This is a genomic window from Pseudooceanicola sp. LIPI14-2-Ac024, from assembly GCF_042188925.1.
Classification (GTDB): domain Bacteria; phylum Pseudomonadota; class Alphaproteobacteria; order Rhodobacterales; family Rhodobacteraceae; genus Pseudooceanicola.
In genome coordinates this window covers 3,833,205-3,852,816 of record NZ_CP170102.1, presented here as the reverse complement: position 1 = coordinate 3,852,816, position 19,612 = coordinate 3,833,205, and the positions used below count along the sequence as shown (strand labels likewise).

At 67.2% G+C, this 19,612-nt stretch carries 18 protein-coding genes; 8 read left to right on the top strand and 10 right to left on the bottom strand.

The window, feature by feature from the left end:
- Window positions 1–332: 332 nt before the first annotated feature.
- From ACE2AC_RS18950 to ACE2AC_RS18935, 4 genes are all read left to right on the top strand, one after another.
- Entirely contained in the window at window positions 333–872 is a 540-nt protein-coding gene (locus tag ACE2AC_RS18950; RefSeq protein WP_375689218.1) for a tetratricopeptide repeat protein, read from the top strand.
- Between the two features lie 95 nt (window positions 873–967).
- Window positions 968–1,339 carry a DUF2237 family protein gene (locus tag ACE2AC_RS18945; protein WP_375692137.1) on the top strand — a complete coding sequence of 124 codons (372 nt, stop codon included), beginning with the start codon at window positions 968–970 and terminating at the stop codon, window positions 1,337–1,339.
- Window positions 1,340–1,419: 80 nt separating this feature from the next.
- Entirely contained in the window at window positions 1,420–2,682 is a 1,263-nt protein-coding gene (locus ACE2AC_RS18940) for a PQQ-dependent sugar dehydrogenase (RefSeq protein ID WP_375689216.1), read from the top strand.
- A gap of 49 nt (window positions 2,683–2,731) precedes the next feature.
- Window positions 2,732–3,310, top strand: coding sequence for a c-type cytochrome (locus ACE2AC_RS18935; protein ID WP_375689214.1), 579 nt, complete (start codon window positions 2,732–2,734; stop codon window positions 3,308–3,310).
- Between the two features lie 63 nt (window positions 3,311–3,373).
- Here the strand turns inward: ACE2AC_RS18935 and hisG are convergent, their stop codons facing one another.
- The 3 genes from hisG to hisS are packed head-to-tail and all read right to left on the bottom strand — an operon-like array spanning window position 3,374 to window position 6,656.
- Window positions 3,374–4,069: an ATP phosphoribosyltransferase gene (gene hisG / locus ACE2AC_RS18930; RefSeq protein WP_375689212.1), complete on the bottom strand. Its 696-nt coding sequence runs from the start codon at window positions 4,067–4,069 to the stop codon at window positions 3,374–3,376.
- A complete protein-coding gene (locus tag ACE2AC_RS18925; RefSeq protein ID WP_375689210.1) occupies window positions 4,066–5,172 on the bottom strand; it encodes an ATP phosphoribosyltransferase regulatory subunit in 1,107 nt (368 codons plus the stop codon). Before ACE2AC_RS18925 ends, hisG begins: the two co-directional genes overlap by 4 nt.
- The gene (hisS, locus tag ACE2AC_RS18920) at window positions 5,172–6,656 is read right to left on the bottom strand and encodes a histidine--tRNA ligase (protein WP_375689208.1); all 1,485 of its coding nucleotides are present in this window, start codon (window positions 6,654–6,656) and stop codon (window positions 5,172–5,174) included. The genes ACE2AC_RS18925 and hisS overlap by 1 nt, the downstream gene beginning before the upstream one ends.
- Window positions 6,657–6,787: 131 nt before the next feature.
- Here hisS and ACE2AC_RS18915 point away from each other — a divergent pair, with 131 nt between their 5' ends.
- Both ACE2AC_RS18915 and ACE2AC_RS18910 read left to right on the top strand, forming a co-directional pair.
- Window positions 6,788–6,982 carry a SlyX family protein gene (locus ACE2AC_RS18915; RefSeq protein WP_375689206.1) on the top strand — a complete coding sequence of 65 codons (195 nt, stop codon included), beginning with the start codon at window positions 6,788–6,790 and terminating at the stop codon, window positions 6,980–6,982.
- 121 nt (window positions 6,983–7,103) lie between these two features.
- Window positions 7,104–7,928, top strand: a complete 825-nt coding sequence (locus ACE2AC_RS18910; RefSeq protein ID WP_375689204.1) for a lysozyme inhibitor LprI family protein — start codon at window positions 7,104–7,106, stop codon at window positions 7,926–7,928.
- Here ACE2AC_RS18910 and ACE2AC_RS18905 read toward each other — a convergent pair whose 3' ends face one another.
- From ACE2AC_RS18905 to ACE2AC_RS18885, 5 genes are read right to left on the bottom strand one after another with little or no spacing between them, the layout of a single operon-like run.
- A complete protein-coding gene (locus tag ACE2AC_RS18905; protein WP_375689202.1) occupies window positions 7,929–8,390 on the bottom strand; it encodes a DUF1348 family protein in 462 nt (153 codons plus the stop codon).
- Window positions 8,391–8,440: 50 nt separating this feature from the next.
- The gene (cynS, locus tag ACE2AC_RS18900; RefSeq protein ID WP_375689200.1) at window positions 8,441–8,911 is read right to left on the bottom strand and encodes a cyanase; all 471 of its coding nucleotides are present in this window, start codon (window positions 8,909–8,911) and stop codon (window positions 8,441–8,443) included.
- An 11-nt stretch (window positions 8,912–8,922) separates the two neighbouring features.
- Window positions 8,923–9,834, bottom strand: a complete 912-nt coding sequence (locus ACE2AC_RS18895) for an ABC transporter ATP-binding protein (protein WP_375689198.1) — start codon at window positions 9,832–9,834, stop codon at window positions 8,923–8,925.
- Between the two features lie 10 nt (window positions 9,835–9,844).
- Complete coding sequence (gene ntrB / locus ACE2AC_RS18890; protein WP_375689196.1) at window positions 9,845–10,675, bottom strand: nitrate ABC transporter permease; 831 nt, start codon at window positions 10,673–10,675, stop codon at window positions 9,845–9,847.
- Between the two features lie 3 nt (window positions 10,676–10,678).
- Window positions 10,679–12,046, bottom strand: coding sequence for a CmpA/NrtA family ABC transporter substrate-binding protein (locus tag ACE2AC_RS18885; RefSeq protein WP_375689194.1), 1,368 nt, complete (start codon window positions 12,044–12,046; stop codon window positions 10,679–10,681).
- A 231-nt stretch (window positions 12,047–12,277) separates the two neighbouring features.
- Here ACE2AC_RS18885 and ACE2AC_RS18880 point away from each other — a divergent pair, with 231 nt between their 5' ends.
- The gene (locus ACE2AC_RS18880) at window positions 12,278–14,146 is read left to right on the top strand and encodes a sigma 54-interacting transcriptional regulator (protein WP_375689192.1); all 1,869 of its coding nucleotides are present in this window, start codon (window positions 12,278–12,280) and stop codon (window positions 14,144–14,146) included.
- A gap of 3 nt (window positions 14,147–14,149) precedes the next feature.
- Here ACE2AC_RS18880 and dnaE read toward each other — a convergent pair whose 3' ends face one another.
- Both dnaE and cobT read right to left on the bottom strand, forming a co-directional pair.
- Window positions 14,150–17,662, bottom strand: coding sequence for a DNA polymerase III subunit alpha (gene dnaE / locus ACE2AC_RS18875; protein WP_375689190.1), 3,513 nt, complete (start codon window positions 17,660–17,662; stop codon window positions 14,150–14,152).
- A 68-nt stretch (window positions 17,663–17,730) separates the two neighbouring features.
- Window positions 17,731–18,741 (bottom strand): nicotinate-nucleotide--dimethylbenzimidazole phosphoribosyltransferase, encoded by a 1,011-nt coding sequence (gene cobT, locus ACE2AC_RS18870; protein WP_375689188.1) that lies wholly within the window; start codon window positions 18,739–18,741, stop codon window positions 17,731–17,733.
- 64 nt (window positions 18,742–18,805) lie between these two features.
- Between cobT and cobS the strand changes: the two genes are divergently transcribed.
- Window positions 18,806–19,567, top strand: a complete 762-nt coding sequence (gene cobS, locus ACE2AC_RS18865; RefSeq protein WP_375689186.1) for an adenosylcobinamide-GDP ribazoletransferase — start codon at window positions 18,806–18,808, stop codon at window positions 19,565–19,567.
- Window positions 19,568–19,612 lie beyond the last annotated feature (45 nt).

The window sequence follows — 19,612 nt, the reverse complement described above, 5'->3', positions numbered from 1 at the left end:
GGTCATCTCCAATAGACCCGGCCTGACGGCCGCTTAGGGACGGCCCGAAGGCCGCTCAGTTTACGGGAGACGTTACCGTCGCTACATAACCCTAGAGGTTTCGCCTAGTTCCCCGGAGGACCCGGGTTACCCAGAGGCTGCCCTTTCGACAGAGGCGCGTGCGTTGGCGTCTTGAGGCGGCATATCGGGCCATTCGCGATTCACTTCAAGAGGTATTGTTCGCCGTCTCGCGAAAATTTGCCGTGCAACTTTTTCGTCACACCGGCGTGACTCCGTCTGTCATTCAATCGTGTTACCCTTGGGTCATTTCCGTCGTGCCGAAAGGACATAAAATGCGCTCTGTCACGCTTCTGCCCGCCTCGCTTCTGGCGGCTTCGCTTGCCCTTCCCGCCTTCGCCGCCGGCGGCGGGGGTTCGGAACCGAAGCCGACCGAAACCTCGACCACCTGCGAAGACGGGATGGTTTATGACGAAAAGACAAAGACTTGCATCAAGTCGTCCGCCTCGATCCTGAACGACGACATCCGCTACGTCGCCGCGCGCGAGCTGGCCTATTCGGGCCGCTACGACAGCGCGATGATGGTCCTCGACAGCGCCGAGAACCAAGATGACCCGCGCATCCTGAACTACCGCGGATTCGTGCACCGCAAGCAGGGCGACCTGACGCTGGCGATGCAGTTCTACAATCGCGCCCTGGCGCAGGACCCTGATTACATTCTTGCGCGGTCCTACATGGGCCAGGGCCTGATCGCGCAGGGCGACCTGACCGGCGCACTGGTACAATTGCGCGAGATCGAGGCCCGCGGCGGGCGCGACACCTGGGCCTACGCGGCGCTCGACCAGGCGCTGCGCGGCATCCCGACCGACTACTGAGCGCGCGGCGATGCGATTCTCGATGTCGGCGGCCACCAGGCCGCCGACATCGAGTTTGTTACGTGGCCGACACGGGGGACTGACGCACCATGGCAATCGAGATGGACGATAGCACGAACGTGCTGGGCGGCCCGCTCGAGGCCTGCGGCACCGCGCCGATGACCGGCTTCTTCCGGGACGGCCATTGCAACACCTGCCGCGAGGACCTGGGCAGTCACACCGTCTGCGCCGTGATGACGGCCGAGTTCCTCGCCTTCTCGAAATACGTCGGCAACGACCTCTCGACCCCGCGACCGGAACTCCAGTTCGCGGGCCTCAGGCCAGGCGACCGCTGGTGCCTCTGCGCCGACCGCTTCCTGCAGGCCCATGACGAGGGCTGCGCACCCCGCGTGAACCTGGCCGCCACCCATGCCCGTGCGCTCGAGGTGGTGCCGCTCTCGGTCCTCGGGCGATACGGCGCCGAATAGGTCGGCCTTGCTGGCCGATCATTTTTCTCGGATACTTCCCCTAGGTCACCCGAGTTGCCGGTGACCGATGGGAGGAGAACATGCAACACCACACGACACCCGCCTTCGCGCGGGCAAGGGGCCTTGGCCCCACGCTGGCCGCGGCCCTTCTGGGCGGCACGATGCTGGCCGGGGCGGCTTTCGCCCAGGCCGATCCGACCCCGCCCGCCGCGGTGGACAACCCGCCGCCCGCCGAGGGCCCGCTCGAGGGTCGGCCCGAAACCGCCGGCGCCCAGGCACTGGCGATCCAGACCCCGCCCCCGCTGCCACCGACCGCCGAAGAGCTGCCGCTGTCCATGCTGACGGTGCCCGAGGGCTTCAAGGTCGAGGTCTTTGCCGCCGAGGTCCCCGATGCCCGCACCGTGCGCGTCGCCGACAGCGGCAACGTCTACGTGTCGAACTGGCAGGGCAACAATGTCTGGGTGATCCCGCAGGGCGGCACGCCGCAGATGCTCTACCAGGGGCTCGACTGGCCGAACGGCATCGTGCTCGACGGCGCCGATCTCTACATCGCCGAACACCACCAGATCGTGAAGGCCACCGGCGTGGACGGCAGCCTCGACAGCCCGCCGGACCTCGAGGTGATCTATACCGACCTCGGCGAACCGCGCCCGCATGGCTGGCGCTTCCTGGCGCTCGGACCGGACGACAAGCTCTACGTGTCGAACTCGGCGCCCTGCAACATCTGCATGCTCGACGAGGGCTTCGGCGAGGTCCGCAAGCTCGACAAGGACGGCTCCAACGCCGAGCCGATCCTGCGCGGGATGCGGAACACGGTGGGCTTCGACTTCCACCCTGACACCGCCGAGCTCTACTTCACCGACAACCAGCGCGACTGGGTGTCCGAGGACCTGCCCGAGGATGAGCTGAACCGGCTGACCGCGCCGGGCGAACAGCACTTCGGCTTTCCCTACTGCCACAACGGGACCTTCACCGACCCGGAATTCGGCTGGGGCTATTCCTGCGACGACTTCACCGATCCGATCGCGCTGCTCGGGCCGCACACCGCCCCCCTGGGCATGCGTTTCTACACCGGAGAGATGTTCCCCGAAGAGTACCGGGGCGCGATCTTCCTCGCCCGGCACGGGCCGTGGAACCGGACCGAGAAGATCGGCGGCGACGTCATGGTCGTGCACCTCGACGCCGACGGCAATGTCGAGAGCATGGAACCGTTCCTGACCGGCTTCATCCAGGATAACGAATACGTCGGCCGCCCGGTGGACGTCGCGGTGATGGCCGACGGCTCGATGCTGGTGACCGACGACTGGAACGGCGCGGTCTACCGCATCAGCTATGGCGAATGAGACATGGCGCGGGGCCCTTCGGGGCCCCGTCGCATCGAAAGGATCCGCGATGACCACCAGGATGACGTTGGCCGCCGTGGTGCTGGCGCTGCCCGGCACCGCCCCGGCGCAGGACGGCTTTGCCGAACTCAAGGACCAGTGCATCGCTTGCCATGGCGAAGCCGGCCAGTCCGAAACCCCGGACACCCCGTCGCTCGGCGGGCTCGATGCCTACTACGCGCTCGTCTCGCTCGTCGGCTTCCGCGACGGCCGCCGCCCTTCCGAGATCATGGTCCCGATCACCGAGGAGATGAGCAACAACGATCTGCGCGCCGCCGCCGACTGGGTGGCCGCGCTGCCCGATCCCGTCCCGCCCGAGGCGCCGGGCGATCCCGAGATGATGGAACGCGGCGCGGCGCTGGCCGCCGCCCACCACTGCACCCAGTGCCACGGCGCCGACCTGCGCGGCGGCAAGCAGATGCCTTCGATCCGCAACCAGCGCGAGGACTACCTGCTGAAGGCGCTCGGCGACTACAAGGCCGAACGCCGCTTCGGCGACCGCGCCGCCATGGTCGAAGTGGTGCAGGACTTGGACGAGGCCGAGCTTTCCGCCCTCGCCCACTACGTCGCCCACCTGCCGGCGGAGTGAATCCCGCTTCATCTTGCCGGAAATACTCCGGGGTCCGGGGGCAGAGCCCCCGGTCGCCGCGCCTCAGTCGAGTCCCAACCGGTCCAGCAGCGCCGCCAACACTTCGCGCTCGCCGTTCTCCATCGGCGCGTTGCGCGCGCGGAAGAGCGTTGCCTGGCTCTTCAGGATCGGCCCGTCGGCCAGCGGCCGCAGGTGGTTCGCGCGCAGCGTCTCTCCGGTCGAGGTGATGTCGGCCACCGCCTCGGCCGTCTCGTTCTTGACGGTGCCCTCGGTCGCGCCCTGGCTGTCGACCAGCTGGTAGTCCGCCACGCCGAAATCCCGCAACGCGTCACGGACCAGCCGGTGGTACTTGGTCGCGATCCGCATCCGGAACCCGTGGTGACGGCGGAAGGCGGCGGCGGCGGCATCGAGATCGTCGAGCGTTTCCACGTCGACCCAGAAATCCGGCACCGCGATGATCAGGTCGGCCTGGCCGAACCCCAGCTCGGCCAGCACCGCAACCTGCATGTCCCAGTTCGCCAGCTTCTCGCGCACGAGGTCGGTGCCGGTGACGCCCAGGTGGATGCGGCCCGCCGCCATCTCGCGCGGGATCTCACCGGCCGAGAGCAGCACCAGTTCCACGCCCTCGACGCCGTCGACCCGGCCCGCGTATTCGCGTTCCGATCCGGCCCGGCCCAGTGTCACGCCGCGCTGGCCGAACCAGTCGAACGTCTTTTCCATCAACCGGCCCTTCGAGGGCACGCCCAGCTTCACGGTCATGCCAGCCCCCCAAGCTCGCGGATCAGGCCCGGGCGGATCACTCCGCCGACTGCCGGGATCTCGCGCCCGCGTCCCAGCTGCCGGGTCAGCGCGTCGTAGCGCCCGCCGGTCGCAACCGGCGGCAGGTCGGGCCGCGCCTCGGCGTAGAAGCCGAAGACGAAGCCGTCGTAGTATTCCATGTGGGTGCGGCCATAGCTCGCCTCGAAGTCCAGCGCATCGACATCGACGCCCCGCGCGGCCAGGGCATCGCCCCGCGCCGCCAGCCGGTCGATCGCGGGCGTGATCCACGGCAGGTCGACGGCGATGTCGCGCAGGTTCTCGAGCGCGAAGGGCATCTTCTCCCGCACGGCGAGGATCGCGTCGATGGTCTCGACGATGCCCGCGGGGATCGGATCGTCGGCGGCTTCCTGGCGCAGGCTGTCGAGGCGCTCCAGAATCTCGGCCCGGCGGCGCAAGCCGATCTCGGCCCCGGCACCGGCAAAGGGGTCCGCGGCCGCCAGTAGCGCGGCGCGGGCCTGCGGCAGCGGCTCGGACGAGGCGAAGCGGTCCAGCATGGCGCGGAACCGGCGCGGCCGCCAGATGTGGCGCATCAGGGCGCGCTTGCGTTTCTCGGCGATCGACAGGCCCGCGACGGCGGCAGTCAGAATGCCAATATCGCCCGTAGCGGCCCGCAGCGACAACGGCGCGAGGATACGCTGGAAGAGCGCGAAAATCTCGGCATCCGCATCCGGCGGGTTGGCGCCGTCGAAGATCTCGAAGCCCGCCTGGATGTATTCGTTCGGGCGGTCCGGGTCCTCTTCCTGACGGCGGAAGACCTCGCCGGCGTAGCAGTAGCGCGCAGGCTCGGCGCCGCCCGACATGTGCATCTGGACCACCGGCACGGTGAAGTCGGGCCGCAGCATCTGTTCGCCGCGCAGCGCGTCAGAGGTCACGTAGGCGCGGGCGCGGATGTCCTCACCGTAGAGGTCGAGCAATGTGGCGGCGGGCTGCAGGACGCCGGTTTCGACCGCGACGGCGCCCTCGGCCTCGAAGAGCGCGCGCAGCCGCGCGGCCTGCGTCAGGTCCGCGGCACGCGCGGCGGTGTCTTGCGAGGGCGCGGACATCACCCCTGCCCCGCCAGGATCTCTTTCAGCTTCGCGACCATCTCGCCGCGCGGGACCTCGAACTGCGAGGGGCGTTCCTTCCACTCCTCCAGCGTCGCGTTCTCGGCGATCTTGGCGCCAAGGATCAGGTCCTTGATCTGCACCACGCCGCGCGCCTTCTCGTCCCCGCCCTCGATCACCGCGGCGGGAGAGTTGCGCTTGTCCGCGTACTTGAGCTGGTTGCCGAAGTTCTTGGGGTTGCCGAGGTAGATCTCGGCCCGGATCCCGGCATTCCGGATTTCCGACACCATCGTCATGTAATCGGACATCCGGTCGCGATCCATCACGGTCACCACGACCGGCCCCGCGACCGTGCCGCCGATCCGGCCCTTCTCACGCAGCGCGGCCAGCAGGCGGTCGACACCGATGGAGATGCCGGTCGCCGGAACCGCCTGCCCGGTGAAACGCTTCACGAGGTCGTCGTAGCGCCCGCCGCCTGAGACCGAGCCGAACTGCCGCTTTCGGCCCTTCTCGTCGAGGATTTCGAAAGTCAGCTCCGCCTCGAACACCGGGCCGGTGTAGTAGCCGAGGCCGCGCACCACCGACGGGTCGAGCTCGATCCGTCCGCTGTCATAGCCCTGTGCATCCAGCAGCGCCGCGATCTGCTCCAGCTCGTCGACGCCCTCGGCGCCGACGGCCGAGCCGCCGATCGCGCCACGCAGGTTCGCCAGCGTGCCCGCGGCATCCGAAGCCTTGGAGGTCAGGAAGGCAATCACCGGCTCGGCCTGCGCCTCGCTCAGGCCCACGCCGTCGATGTAGGCGCCCGAGGCATCGAGCCGCCCCTTGCCGAGCAGTTCGCGAACACCCGCCTCACCAACCTTGTCGAACTTGTCGATGGTCCGCAGCACGTCCGCGGCCTGCCCGTCGTGCGCGACGCCCATGGCCTCCAGCACACCGTTCAGGACCTTCCGGTTGTTCACCCGGATCAGGTAATCCCCGCGCGGGATACCGACCTCTTCCAGCGTGTCCGACAGCATGGCGCAGATCTCGGCATCGGCTGCCACGCTGGCCGTGCCGACCGTATCCGCGTCGCACTGATAGAACTGCCGGAACCGCCCCGGCCCCGGCTTCTCGTTCCGCCAGACCGGCCCCATGGCATAGCGCCGGTAGGGTGTCGGCAGGTCGTTGCGGTGCTGGGCATAGACCCGGGCCAGCGGCGCCGTCAGGTCATAGCGCAGCGCCAGCCAGTCGCCTTTGCCGTCGTCATCCGACTCCTGCCAGGCGAACACGCCCTCGTTCGGGCGGTCCACGTCGGGCAGGAACTTGCCCAATGCCTCGACCGTCTCGACGGCCGAGCTTTCCAGCGCCTCGAAGCCGTAACGATGGTAGACCCCGGCGATCTTCGACAGCATCTCGGCGCGCTCGGTCACCTCGGCGCCGAAATAGTCACGGAACCCCTTGGGCGTTTCTGCCTTGGGGCGCGGGGATTTCTTGTCTTTGGCCATCGTCTTTCCCGGGTCTGGGTGTCGCGGCGGGGTCTAGCCCATGCCCCGCGGGCAGGCAAGCGGGCGCAGCGATTGCCATTCGGGGCGCCAGCCCTCATATCCGGGGTCATGCAACCGCGCCGGAGGCCGCCATGCAGGACATCGAGGAAAAGCTTGCCCATCTTGAACGGGTCGTCGACGACCTTTCCGGGGTCGTGGCGCGACAGCAGGACGAGATCGACCGCCTGACCCGCCGGGTCGAAATGCTGATGCAGCGCGAGGCCGAGCGCGAGGATGCCGGCGGCGGCGGCGTGCATTTGGGGGACGAGAAGCCGCCGCATTGGTGATCCCCGCCCCTTGAAATCGCTTGCCTTTTACCACGTCGCACCGGTTACTGGCGCGACGGCATCGGCAGGAAAGATGACAGGCGTGCGGCAGATTTTCGGAACTGGACGGGCCCTCGGCCCGATGGCCCTTGCCACCGTCCTCTGGGCCGTCCCCACCGTCGCACAGGACAGCCTTGCCAGCGACATCGACGCCTGTGCGGCCCGGCCCGAGAACCGGATCGGCGGCGCGGCCATCGGAGAGTGCCTGCTGGCCCGCAGCGACGAGATCGACACCGACATCGAGATCCTTGCCGACATGGTCGCGGCGCGGTTCTGCGATCCGCGCCACCGGCAGGCGTTGCAGGCGGCGCAAGCCGCGTGGGAGTCTTACCGCGACACGGAATGTGCGCTGGTCACGGACGCGCCCGGCAACACGCCCGCCTATGTCAACGGCGCCTCGTGCCGGGTCGAACTGGCCTACCAGCGGCTGGACGCGCTGCGGTTCGTGGACACCTATGCCCGGCCCCGATGCAGCAGTTACGAACTGGTCGAAGACGCCTCGATGCGGGGAGAGCCGGTGACCGGGCAACCGGTCCCGATCCCCGGCACGCAGATGAGCTGGCAGGTCGAGGGCAGCTGGGGCGACTACCGGCTGGGCCTGAGCGGCGGTCCGATGCAGCCGCTGAGCTGCGGCTTCTGCGAGGGGGCCGAGGACAACTGCGACGCCGATGGCATCTTCATCATGCAGGAGGCGGACGCGCCCGGACGCCCGATCCTCTTTGCCGTCTGCCACGTTGGCGCGCATTCGCAGGGGGTGACGGCCTTCGATCCCTCGACCGGCGCGGCCGATCCGGTCCTGCGCGTGATCGGCGACTACTACGTCGACTGGGAGGTGTCGGGCGGACGGCTCACCGTAACCCCGGACGGAGACACCGACCGCCAGCAAAGCTGGCCGCCCTTCGACTGATCAGAAGAGCCCCGGCGGCGGCGCGACATCGGCCGGGCGCGGCCCGGCGGGCCAGTGAAACAGCCTCTCTCCCTCGGCAATCGGCAGGTCGTTGATCGAGGCATGGCGTTCCGCCATCAGCCCCGCGGCGTCGAACAGCCAGTTCTCGTTGCCGTAGGACCGGAACCATTGACCGGCGCCGTCGTGCCATTCGTAGGCAAAGCGGACCGCGATCCGGTTCCCGCCGAAGGCCCAGAGTGTCTTGATCAGGCGGTAGTCCCGTTCCCTCTCCCATTTGCGGGTCAGAAAGGCGCGGATGGCGTCGCGGCCCACGGGAAACTCCGCCCGGTTCCGCCAGCGGCTGTCCGCGGTATAGGCCAGCACCACGCGGTCGGGATCGCGGGTGTTCCACGCGTCCTCGGCCATGCGGACCTTCTGCGTGGCGGTTTCGGCGGTGAAGGGGGGAAGCGGCGGGCGCGACATGGCAGCGTCCTTGATGGGCCGGGGCGGTATGGACCGCCCCGGCACAGGTCTTACCAGGAGTTGTAGCCGAGGTACTTGCCCGACATCTCGATCTTCACGCGGTCGCCCTTGGGGTTCGGGACCCGGGTGATCTGCATGTCGAAGTCGATCGCCGACATGATGCCGTCACCGAATTTCTCGTGGATCAGCGCCTTGATCGTGGGCCCGTAGACGCCGACGATCTCGTAGAGACGATAGATGCAGGGGTCGGTCGGAACGGCCTGCTCCCAGATCTTGGTCGGGCTCTCGGCCAGGACGGAGGCAGCCTCCTGCGGCAGGGCCATGACCTTGACCAGCGCCTCGGCCTTTTCGGGCGGCATGGCGTTCATCCCCATGCAGGCCGAATGGGTCCAGACAGGCGACATGCCGATCTTCTCCGCGATCTCCTCCCACGTCATCCCGGCCTGCTTCTTGGCCGACAGGATCATCGCGGTGACGTCCTCCTTCGTCATCATGCTGGGCACCTCGTAGCTGTCTTTCATGGTCTTGGTCCTTAGTTTGTCACGGCTCGAAGCCGCGGGTTTTCATCCGTGCCGCCGCCCTCGGGCGCGGTTTCGGTGAGGTCGATGCGAACCGTTTCCGGGCCCTGCGCGCGGCCGTTCGACGGCTGGCCCGAAAGCTCCTTCGAGCGGCGGCCGAGGAACTGCACCAGGTGGTTGCGGATCGCGTAGTAGTTCGGATGCTCGACGATCTCGGTCCGGTTGCGGGGGCGGGGGATGGTGATCTCGACCGATTCCGCGACGCGGGCGAGCGGGCCGTTGGTCATCAGCAGGATCCGGTCGGCGAGCAGGATTGCCTCGTCGATGTCATGGGTGATCATGAAGACCGTCTGCTGAGTGCCGCTCCAGATCTTCAAAAGTTCGTCCTGGATCGTCCCCCGGGTCAGCGCGTCGAGCGCGCCGAAGGGTTCGTCCAGCAGCAGCAGTTTCGGATGGTTGGCGAAGGCCCGCGCGATCGAGACCCGCTGGCGCATGCCGCCCGAAAGCTGGGAGGGCTTGCGGTGGATCGTGTCACCCTCGAGGCCGACCATGGCAAGGTACTTGGTCGAATGTTCGACCACCTGCGCCTTGGTCCAGCCGGGGTTGCGGGCGCTCACGCCGAACATGACGTTCTTGAGCGCGGTCAGCCACGGCAGGAGCGAGTAGTTCTGGAACACCACGCCCCGGTCGAGGCTGGGGCCCGAAACCTCGAACCCGTCCATCTTGACCACGCCCGACGTCGGTTCCGCGAGGCCCGCGAGGATGTTCATGATGGTCGACTTGCCGCAACCGGAATGGCCGAGGATGCAGACGAATTCCCCCTTCTCGACGCCGAAGGTGGCGTCCTCGAAGACGGTGACCTCGCCACCCTTCCCGTCCGGGAATTTCTGGGTGAGGTTTTCGACGCTGAGGAAGGATTGGCTCATGTTCCCTCTCCTATTCCACGTAGGCCACGGCGCGCTGGAGCATGCCGAAGGCTGAATCCAGCAGCATGCCCACGACACCGATCATGAGGATCGAGAAGATGACCGAGGTGAGGTCGAGGTTGTTCCACTCGTTCCAGACGTAGTAGCCGATCCCGGTGCCCCCAACGAGCATCTCGGCCGCGACGATCACCAGCCAGGCGATCCCGATGGAAATCCGCATGCCCGTGATAATGGTCGGCGCGGCGGCGGGCAGGATCACGGTGAAAGCGGTCTTCAGGTGCCCCAGCTCATGCGTGCGGGCGACGTTGACCCAGTCCTGCCGGACGCCCGCCACCCCGAAGGCGGTGTTGATCAGCATCGGCCAGATCGAGCAGATGAAGATCACGAAGATCGCCGACGCCTCGCTGTCCTGGATGATGAAGAGCGCCAGCGGCATCCACGCCAGCGGCGAGATCGGACGCAGGACCTGTATGAACGGGTTGAGCGCCCGGTAGGCCACTGGCGACATTCCGATCAGGAACCCCAGCGGAAGCGCCACGAGCGCGGCCAGGGCATAGCCCGTCAGCACCCGGTAGATCGAATAGCCGATCTGGATGCCGATCCCCTTGTCGTTGGGGCCGGCGTCGTAGAACGGGTTCGAAAGCTGCTCCCAGGCCTTGGCGATGACCTGGCTGGGCGGCGGCACGCCCGCTTTCTGGGCGCCGCCCCCGGTCAGGCGTTCGTATTCGGTCATCTCCTCCAGCGTCTTCTGCGCCGGGATGGCGGCCTCCCACGCGAGGAGGCCGATCACCAGGATGATGCCCGAAAGGAACGCCGCCTTCTGGTTCAGGGTGAGCTTCATCGCTTACGCCTTGCCGATGGCGAAGCTCTTGGCATAGCCAACCGGGTCCGCCGGATCGAAGGTCTTGCCCATGATCGTGTGGGTCTTGTAGGTGACCTCCGGCGCGTCGTAGCCCAGATCGTTCATGATCTTCTTGCAGTCCGCGGCGAGGTAGACCTGCTCGGCCACCGCCTTGTAGTCGATCTCCTGCTCGACGTAGCCCCAGCGTTTCATCTGGGTAAGGATCCAGACCCCCATCGAATGCCAGGGGAACGGGTCGAAATCGATCCGGTCGGGCACCTGCTTCACCTCGCCCAGCCCGTCTGCATAGGTGCCGGTCAACACCTGTTCGACCACCGGGACCGGCTGGTTGAGGTAGTTGGTCGGGCTGATAGCCTCGGCGATCTCCTTCCGGTTGGCGGGATCGCGGGCGTATTGCGTGGCGTCGATGATCGACTTCAGCAGCGCGCCGTAGGTGTTGGGCAGTTCCTCGGCGAAGGAGAGGGGTGCTGCGAAGGCGCAGCACGGGTGCCCTTCCCAGATCTCCTTGGTCAGCGTGTGGATGAAGCCGATGCCCTCCCACACGGCGCGCTGGTTGAACGGGTCGGGCGAGAGGTAGCCGTCGAGGTTCCCGGCGCTGAGGTTCGCGACCATCTCCGGCGGCGGCACGACGCGGATCTGGATGTCGACATCCGGGTCCAGCCCGTGTTCGGCCACGTAGTAGCGCAGCAGGAAGTTGTGCATCGAGTATTCGAACGGCACTCCGAAGGTGAAGCCCTTCCACTGTTTCGGGTCGCGCTTGTCCTTGTGGTCGTTGTGCAGGACGATCGCCTGGCCGTTGATGTTCTCGACCGCGGGCATGATGTAGGGCGTCGCGGTGGACCCCGCGCCGAGTGTCATGGCGAGCGGCATGGGCGTCAGCATGTGGCTGGCGTCGTATTCACCGGCCAGCGACTTGTCGCGGGCCACGGCCCAGCCGGCGGTCTTGATGACCTGCGCGCTCAGCCCGTGCTTTTCGTAGAAGCCCATCGGCTGCGCCATGATGATCGGGGTGGCGCAGGTGATCGGCACGAAACCGATGTTGAGGTCGGTCTTCTCGGGCGTGCCGAGCGTGTCGAGGATCGCGGCCTTCGCCTTGTCCATCGGGAAGACCGAGGCCAGCGCCGCCGCCATCGTGCCGCCGCCGATCATGCCCATGAATGACCGGCGGCTGAGGTCGTTCTGGCCGAACATCGACCGGACCACGGCGCTTTCGACCGCGCGCTCCAGCATCGCGTCGCTGGTGGCGAGGTCATTGCCGTCGCTGACATTGCCCTTGCAGCTGTCGCAACCGCATCCGCTGCCGTGACGCAAGTCGGAATTGTGATCGAACGGATTCCCGAGGCTCTTCATGCTGTCCATCTCCCGCTGGTGTGTGCCGGGCGTTCGGTCGCGACCCGGTGTTCTGGGTCCAGACTATGCATCCGCGGCAAAGCGAGGGAGGTGGGAGACGGGAAATTCTACTTTCGATAATATCGATACTTATCAATAACGTAACGGGCAATCAGTTCAGTCAAGAATCACGATATTTCGTATTTTACGATTTTTCGTATACCTCACACCGCGTCGCGGTATCCTCACCGCATGCGCGACTTCGACACCGATTCGATCCTGACCCTCTGGCCCTGGCCGGCGATCTCGGTCGACCCCGCGACCGACCGGATCACCGCCGCAAATCCCGCCGCCGATCGCCTCGTCGGTCGCACGCTGCCCGGTGAACGCTTTCTCGACTGCCTCGAGGGACAGCCCGGCGAGTTGGTTGTCTTTGCCGATGCGGTCTCCCACTTCGGCAGCCACTGGACCCGCGCCTTCCGCCTGCGCCGCCAAGGGCAGGACACCCTGCCCTGCGAACTTGCCGCCACCTATTTCGACAGCGCCGACGGCCCCCGCCTGCTGATCGCGCTGCTGTCGCTGGAAGAAATCGAGGCGCGGCAGGAAATGACGGAATCCGCCAGCCTGCATCGCTCGGGCCTGATGGAGTGGAAGCGCACGCAGGCCTTCTTTTCCGAACTGGAGCGGCAGAACCAGCTGATCCTCGACGCCGCCGGCGAAGGCATCTACGGCATCAACGCCGACGGCCAGACCACCTTCGTCAACCGCGCCGCGCAGGAGATGCTGAGCTGGGACGCCGCCGACCTGCTGGGCCGCGACATCCACGCGATCATCCACCACAAGCACCTGAACGGCGAGCACTACGACCACCGCGACTGCCCGATCTACCACTCCTTCCGGCACGAGCGCGTCAGCCGGGTCGAGGACGAGGTGTTCTGGCGCAAGGACGGGCGACCGATCCAGGTCGAATACGTCTCGACCCCGATCTACGACGGGCAGGTGCTGGCCGGCGCTGTGGTGATCTTCCGCGACATCTCGGAGCGCAAGGAGGCCGAGCGCCGCCTGCACGACGCGATGGAAGAGGTCGCTGCGCTGCGCGACCGGCTGGAACAGGAGAACGCCTACCTGCAGGAAGAAATCAGCTCGGCCCGCGCGCATCACGACATCGTCGGCCAGGCGCCTTCGGTCCAGCGCACGCTGAAGCAGGTCGAACTGGTCGGCCCTACGGACGCGAATGTCCTGATTTCCGGCGAAGGCGGCACAGGCAAGTCATTGGTTGCCGCGGCGGTGCACAAGGCGTCCGACCGTCGGCGCCGCCCACTGATCCGGCTGAACTGCTCGGCCCTGCCCGAGGATGCCGAGGGCGAGCTGTTCGGCCAGGTCCGCCGCGCCGGGCGCGGACTGGACAAAGCCGGGCGGATCGAGCTGGCGCATGGCGGGACTCTGTTCCTCGAAGAGGTCGCGGACCTCCCCCTCGACGTGCAGGGCCGGCTGCTGAGCGCGCTGCGCGACCAGGAGGTCACCCGCGTGGGCGAGGAGCGGCCGCGCCGCATCAACGTTCGCATCATCGCCTGCACCGCCCGCGACCTGTCGCGCGAGGTACAGGCGGGCCGGATGCGCGAGGATCTCTATTTCTTCCTCAATGTCTTTCCGATCCAGCTGACGCCCCTGCGCGAACGTATGGACGACATCCCCCTCCTCGCCGCGCATTTCCTGCGCCTCGCCTGCCGCAGGACAAACCGGGTGGAACCGACGATCACAACCGGCGCGATCCGTCGGCTCGAAGGCTATCACTGGCCCGGCAACGTTCGCGAACTGGAGAATGTCATCGAACGCGCACTGATCGTGTCGACCGGGGAGAAGCTGCGGATCGAAAGCCTCGAGTCGCCGCTGCGCGCACCCGGACCGGGGCACCGGCACGTCATGACGGAACAAGAGATGCGCAAGGTCGAGTTCGACAACCTCGTCGCCTGCCTCGCCCTCGCGGGTGGCCGCGTGTCCGGCGAAGGCGGCGCGGCCGAGATGCTGGGCATCCGGCCGACGACGCTCTACTCCCGCATCCGGAAACTCGGCATCACCGAGGCGCACTGGACCAAGGCAGAAGGCGCCGCCCCGGCGTGAGCGTCAGATCTCCTCGACCGCCATCACGCCGTTCAGGCTCTTGATCGCGCCCTTGATTTGCGGTGTCACCGGGAATTCCGCGCCGCTGTCGATCTCGACCTCGCCGGGAAGGCGGTCGTCCATCAGGCAGAACCAGATCGGCCCTTTCGGGATGTTGCGCACCGTTTCGGCCGCGCCCTGCAGGACGTGCGCCACGGGCTCGATTGCCGATTGATCCTCGATGAAGATCTTGAGCCCCGTCGCCCCGGCGTCCGCGACGAGGTTGTCGATCGGCTGAACGCCCCGCGCCAGCAGCTTGAGCTGGTCGCTTTCCATCGTCGCCTCGACCGTCAGCACGACCTTCGAGCCGTTCTCGAGGTACTCGCGCGAGGCCTCCAGCGTGTCGCTGAAAATCGTGACCTCGTAGGCGCCGGTGGTGTCCGAGAGCTGGGCAAAGGCGAACCGGTTGCCGCGCGCCGACTTGCGTTCCTGCCGCCCGGCCACGACGCCCGCCATCTTGGCGATCAGCGCGCCGTTCTCGGCCAGCTTCATCACCTGGTCCAGCGTCTTGACGTCCTTGCGCTTGAGCGGGCCGGCATAGTCGTCGAGCGGGTGACCGGAGAGGTAGAAGCCCACGGCGGCGAACTCCTGCGCCAGACGCTCCGCCGGCAGCCAGTCATTCACCGGCGCCATGCGCGGCTCGGGCAGGTCGTCGCCCGCATCCCCGAAGAGCGACACCTGGTTCGACGTCTTCTGTTCCCAGATCGCGGCCGAATAGGCCATTAGCCCTTCGAGGCTGTCAAAGATGCGGCGGCGGTTCTTGTCGAGTTCGTCGAAGCAGCCGGACCGCGCCATCATCTCGAGCGGGCGCTTGCCGATCTTCTTCAGCTCGACCCGGCGGGCGAAGTCGTAGACGTTCACGAAGAGCTTGTCGCGCCCCTCGATCTTGCGGCCTTCGGTGACGAGCCGCATCGCCTCCACGCCCACGTTCTTGAGCGCGCCGAGCGCGTAGACCAGCGCCCCGTCCACCACCTTGAAGGTCGCATCCGAACGGTTCACGCAGGGCGGGACCCACGGCAGCTCCAGCGCCTTCTTCACCTCTTCGAAGTAGACGCCCAGCTTGTCGGTCAGATGGATATCGCAGTTCATGACGCCGGCCATGAACTCGACGGGATGGTTCGCCTTAAGCCAGGCGGTCTGGTACGACACCACGGCATACGCCGCCGCATGGGACTTGTTGAAGCCGTAGTTCGCGAACTTCTCGAGCAGGTCGAAAACCTCGGAGGCCTTCTTCTTCTCGACCCCGTTCTCGGCCGCGCCCTTCTCGAATTTCGGGCGCTCGGCGTCCATCGCCTCCTTGATCTTCTTGCCCATGGCGCGGCGCAGCAAGTCGGCGCCGCCGAGGCTGTAGCCCGCCATCACCTGGGCGATCTGCATCACCTGTTCCTGGTAGACGATGATGCCCTGCGTCTCTTCCAGGATGTGGTCGATCAGCGGGTGGACCGAGGCGCGTTCGCGCAGGCCGTTCTTCACCTCGCAATAGACCGGGATGTTCTCCATCGGGCCGGGGCGGTAGAGCGCCACCAGCGCCACGATGTCCTCGATGCAGGTGGGCTTCATGCGCTTGAGCGCATCCATCATGCCCGAGCTTTCCACCTGGAACACCGCGACCGTCTTGGCGCGAGCGTAAAGCTCGTAGGTCTTTTCGTCGTCGAGCGGGATGGCGTTGATCTGGTTCTCGGCTCCCGGCGCGGGCTCATAGAGCGGCGATCCATCCGCTGCCGTATGCAAGTCGCGGCCACCGGCATGGATCTGCTCGATGGCGTTCTGGATGACGGTCAGGGTCTTCAGGCCGAGGAAGTCGAATTTCACCAGGCCGGCCTGCTCCACCCACTTCATGTTGAACTGGGTGGCCGGCATGTCGGACCGCGGGTCCTGGTAGAGCGGCACCAGACGATCGAGCGGACGGTCCCCGATCACAACGCCGGCGGCGTGGGTCGAGGCGTTCCTGAGCAGCCCCTCGACCTGCTGGCCATAGGTCAACAGCCGATCGACGACCTCTTCGTTCCGCGCCTCTTCACGCAGGCGCGGTTCGTCCCTGAGCGCCTGTTCGATCGAAACGGGCTTCACCCCTTCGACCGGGATCATCTTGGACAGGCGATCAACCTGGCCATAGGGCATCTGCAGCACACGCCCGATGTCGCGCACCGCGGCCTTGGACAGCAGCGCACCAAAGGTGATGATCTGCCCGACCCGGTCGCGGCCGTACTTCTCCTGCACGTAGCGGATCGTCTCCTCCCGCCGGTCCATGCAGAAGTCGATGTCGAAGTCGGGCATCGACACTCGTTCCGGGTTCAGGAAGCGTTCGAAGAGGAGCGAGTAGCGCAGCGGGTCGAGGTCGGTGATGGTCAGCGCGTAGGCCACCAGAGAGCCCGCGCCCGACCCTCGACCGGGGCCGACAGGGATGTCGTTGTCCTTGGACCACTGGATGAAGTCGGCCACGATAAGGAAGTAGCCGGGGAAGCCCATGCCCTCGATGATGCCAAGCTCGAAATCGAGGCGCTTCTGGTACTCCTCGACCGGGGCGGCATGCGGGATCACGGCGAGGCGCTGCTGCAAGCCGTCGTTCGCCATACGGCGCAGTTCGGCGACCTCGTCGTCGGCGAATTTCGGCAGGATCGGATCGCGTTTCTCGGCTTTGTAGGCGCAGCGCCTGGCGATCTCGACGGTGTTCTCGATCGCCTCGGGCAGGTCGGCGAAGAGTGTCACCATCTCCTGCTGTGACTTGAAGTAATGCTGCGGCGTCAGGCGGCGCCGGTCCTCCTGCTGGTCGACATAGGCGCCCTCGGCGATGCAGATCAGCGCGTCATGCGCCTCGTACATGTCCGACTTGGGGAAGTAGACATCGTTCGTCGCGACCAGTGGCAGGTCCATGGCATAGGCCATCTCGACGAACCCGCGTTCGGTCAGCCGCTCTGAGGCGGGCAGGCCGCCCTCGCCCGGATGGCGTTGCAGTTCGACGTAGAGCCTGTCGGCAAAGATCGCCTTGAGCTGGTCCATCAGCGCCTGCGCGGCGGGGCGCTGCCCGGCCTGCAGCAGCATCCCTACGGGACCGTCCGGACCACCGGACAGGCAGATCAGCCCCTCGGAATGCAGGCCCAGCTCCTCGATGGTGACATGCGGAAGCTGCCCGCGCTTCTCGACGTAGAGGCATGTCGAAAGCCGCATCAGGTTCTCGTACCCGGCCTCGCTCTGCGCCAGCAGGACGATCGGGGCGGGCGGCTTGGGCTGCTGCCCCGGCTGGGTCTCGAGATATGCCAGATCGACCTGGCAGCCGATGATCGGCTGGATCCCCGCCCCCGCCGCCGCGACCGAGAATTCCAGTGCACAGAACATGGAGTTGGTGTCGGTCACCGCGACCGCCGGCATCTTCATCTGCTCACAGAGCCCGGGCAGCTTCTTCAGCCGCAGCGCGCCTTCCAGCAGGGAGTATTCGGTGTGGGTGCGGAGGTGGATGAATCGCGGATCACTGCTCATGGTCCGAGACTACCGAAGCGCCGCGGGGGGCGGAAGCGGCCATTGGCCGCCGCCGCGATTTTGCCGGATCAGCCGTCCGACACGCCCGCCTCGGCAAAGGTCGCCATGCCGGAATGGCAGGCCACCGCGCCCTTCAACACCTGGATCGCCAGTGCCGCGCCCGAACCTTCGCCAAGCCGCATCCCGAGCGACAGGAGTGGTTCCTTGTCCAGCTTTTCCAGCAGGGCGCGATGCCCGGCCTCGGCGCTGACATGGCCCGCGATGCAGTGGTCCAGCGCCCCTTGCACGGCGGCGTCGAGGCAGGCCGCCGCGGCGCAGCAGATGAACCCGTCGAGGATCACCGGGATCCCCTCGACCCGCGCCCGCGCGATGGCACCGGCCATGGCAGCGATCTCGCGCCCGCCGAGGCGGCGCAGGATCTCGATTCCGTCGCCCGCCTGCCCGTGCAGCGCGACGCCCTCGCCCACCACCTGCGCCTTGAGGTCGAGGCCGCGGTCATCGACGCCGGTGCCGCGTCCGACCCAGTCGGTCGCTTTGCCGCCGTAGAGCGCGTTGGCCAGCGCCGCGGCGGGCGTGGTGTTGCCGATCCCCATCTCGCCCGTCACCAGGAGGTCCGAGGCCGGATCGACCGCGTTCCAGCCGATCTGCAGCGCCTCGACAAAGCCCGCATCGTCCATCGCCGGGGCGGTGGTGAAATCCGCGGTCGGTTCGGCCAGGCGGATCGGGTGCACGTCCATCCGGGCGCCCGCCAGCCGCGACAGCTGGTTGATCGCCGCACCGCCGGCCTGGAAGTTCAGGACCATTTGCTCCGTCACCTCGGCCGGGAAGGCCGAGACGCCGCGTGCCGTGACGCCGTGGTTGCCGGCGAACACGATCACCTGCGGCGCATCCAGCCGGGGCCGCGCGTCGCCGCGCCACGCCGCGTACCAGATCGCCAGGTCCTCGAGCCGGCCCAGCGCCCCGGGCGGCTTGGTCAGCTGGCCGTTGCGGTCCTGGGCTGCGTTCCGTGCGGTGGCGTCCGGTACCTGCGCGGCCTTCAGCGCGGCGCGCAGATCGTCGGCGCTCTGGATCGTGGTCATGGAAACTCCATTGCTCTTGCCTCGGGCCCCGTGTCTAACGGAACGGCACTTCGACACAAGGCCGATGACCGACCAGACGACACCGCCCCACGACGCGCCGGCGCCGCGCGACATCCTCGCCGCGCTGGCGCTGCTCAGCCGCCTGCCCCTGCCGCGCACGTCAGAGGTGCGATCCGGCGCCGCCTGGGCCTATCCGCTGGCGGGTGTCGTATTGGGGGCTCTGGTGGCGGCCGCTGCCGGCGGGATGCTGCTGATCGGGCTGCCGGTGTCCCTGGCCGCGCTGATCGCGCTGGCCGTTGCAGTGATCCTTACGGGCGCTATGCACGAGGACGGGCTGGCCGATGTGGCCGACGGGTTCTGGGGCGGCTGGACCCGGGACCGGCGGCTTGAAATCATGCGCGACAGCCACATCGGCACCTACGGCGTCACGGCGCTCGCGCTTTCGCTGGCCGCCCGCTGGCAGGCGCTGGTTCTGATCCTGGCCGCCGGTCAGCATTGGTCCGCCCTGATCGCCGCCGCCGCCCTGTCGCGCGCCGCGATGCCTGCGGTGATGTGCGCCCTGCCGCACGCGCGGGCGGACGGGCTCAGCCATCACGTCGGGCGCCCGCCGACCTCTCGCGCCGTGGCGGCCGCCGTCATTGCCGTCGTGCTGGCCGTCATCCTGCTGCCGATCACCACGGCGCTGGCGGCCAGCCTGATGGCCGCGCTGACGACGGCAGGCCTCGCCGCGCTTGCCCGGCACAAGATCGGCGGCCAGACCGGAGACGTGTTGGGCGCCACGCAACAGCTGGCCGAGATCGCCGTTCTCTGCGCCATCGTCGCCTGACACATACGCGCCCTTTCACCTTTGCAGATGCAATCGGACTGGACC

Excerpts from the sequence above, each read along its gene's own strand:
- hisS (WP_375689208.1), bottom strand. The coding sequence starts at position 6,656 with ATGGCCAAAGACAAGAAATCCCCGCGCCCCAAGGCAGAAACGCCCAAG.
- ACE2AC_RS18885 (WP_375689194.1), bottom strand. The coding sequence starts at position 12,046 with ATGAAGAGCCTCGGGAATCCGTTCGATCACAATTCCGACTTGCGTCAC.
- ACE2AC_RS18940 (WP_375689216.1), top strand. The coding sequence starts at position 1,420 with ATGCAACACCACACGACACCCGCCTTCGCGCGGGCAAGGGGCCTTGGC.
- ACE2AC_RS18880 (WP_375689192.1), top strand. The coding sequence starts at position 12,278 with ATGCGCGACTTCGACACCGATTCGATCCTGACCCTCTGGCCCTGGCCG.
- ACE2AC_RS18895 (WP_375689198.1), bottom strand. The coding sequence starts at position 9,834 with ATGAGCCAATCCTTCCTCAGCGTCGAAAACCTCACCCAGAAATTCCCG.
- ACE2AC_RS18910 (WP_375689204.1), top strand. The coding sequence starts at position 7,104 with ATGGCCCTTGCCACCGTCCTCTGGGCCGTCCCCACCGTCGCACAGGAC.
- cobT (WP_375689188.1), bottom strand. The coding sequence starts at position 18,741 with ATGACCACGATCCAGAGCGCCGACGATCTGCGCGCCGCGCTGAAGGCC.
- ACE2AC_RS18950 (WP_375689218.1), top strand. The coding sequence starts at position 333 with ATGCGCTCTGTCACGCTTCTGCCCGCCTCGCTTCTGGCGGCTTCGCTT.
- cynS (WP_375689200.1), bottom strand. The coding sequence starts at position 8,911 with ATGAAAGACAGCTACGAGGTGCCCAGCATGATGACGAAGGAGGACGTC.
- hisG (WP_375689212.1), bottom strand. The coding sequence starts at position 4,069 with ATGACCGTGAAGCTGGGCGTGCCCTCGAAGGGCCGGTTGATGGAAAAG.
- dnaE (WP_375689190.1), bottom strand. The coding sequence starts at position 17,662 with ATGAGCAGTGATCCGCGATTCATCCACCTCCGCACCCACACCGAATAC.
- ACE2AC_RS18915 (WP_375689206.1), top strand. The coding sequence starts at position 6,788 with ATGCAGGACATCGAGGAAAAGCTTGCCCATCTTGAACGGGTCGTCGAC.
- ntrB (WP_375689196.1), bottom strand. The coding sequence starts at position 10,675 with ATGAAGCTCACCCTGAACCAGAAGGCGGCGTTCCTTTCGGGCATCATC.
- ACE2AC_RS18905 (WP_375689202.1), bottom strand. The coding sequence starts at position 8,390 with ATGTCGCGCCCGCCGCTTCCCCCCTTCACCGCCGAAACCGCCACGCAG.
- ACE2AC_RS18925 (WP_375689210.1), bottom strand. The coding sequence starts at position 5,172 with ATGTCCGCGCCCTCGCAAGACACCGCCGCGCGTGCCGCGGACCTGACG.
- cobS (WP_375689186.1), top strand. The coding sequence starts at position 18,806 with ATGACCGACCAGACGACACCGCCCCACGACGCGCCGGCGCCGCGCGAC.
- ACE2AC_RS18935 (WP_375689214.1), top strand. The coding sequence starts at position 2,732 with ATGACCACCAGGATGACGTTGGCCGCCGTGGTGCTGGCGCTGCCCGGC.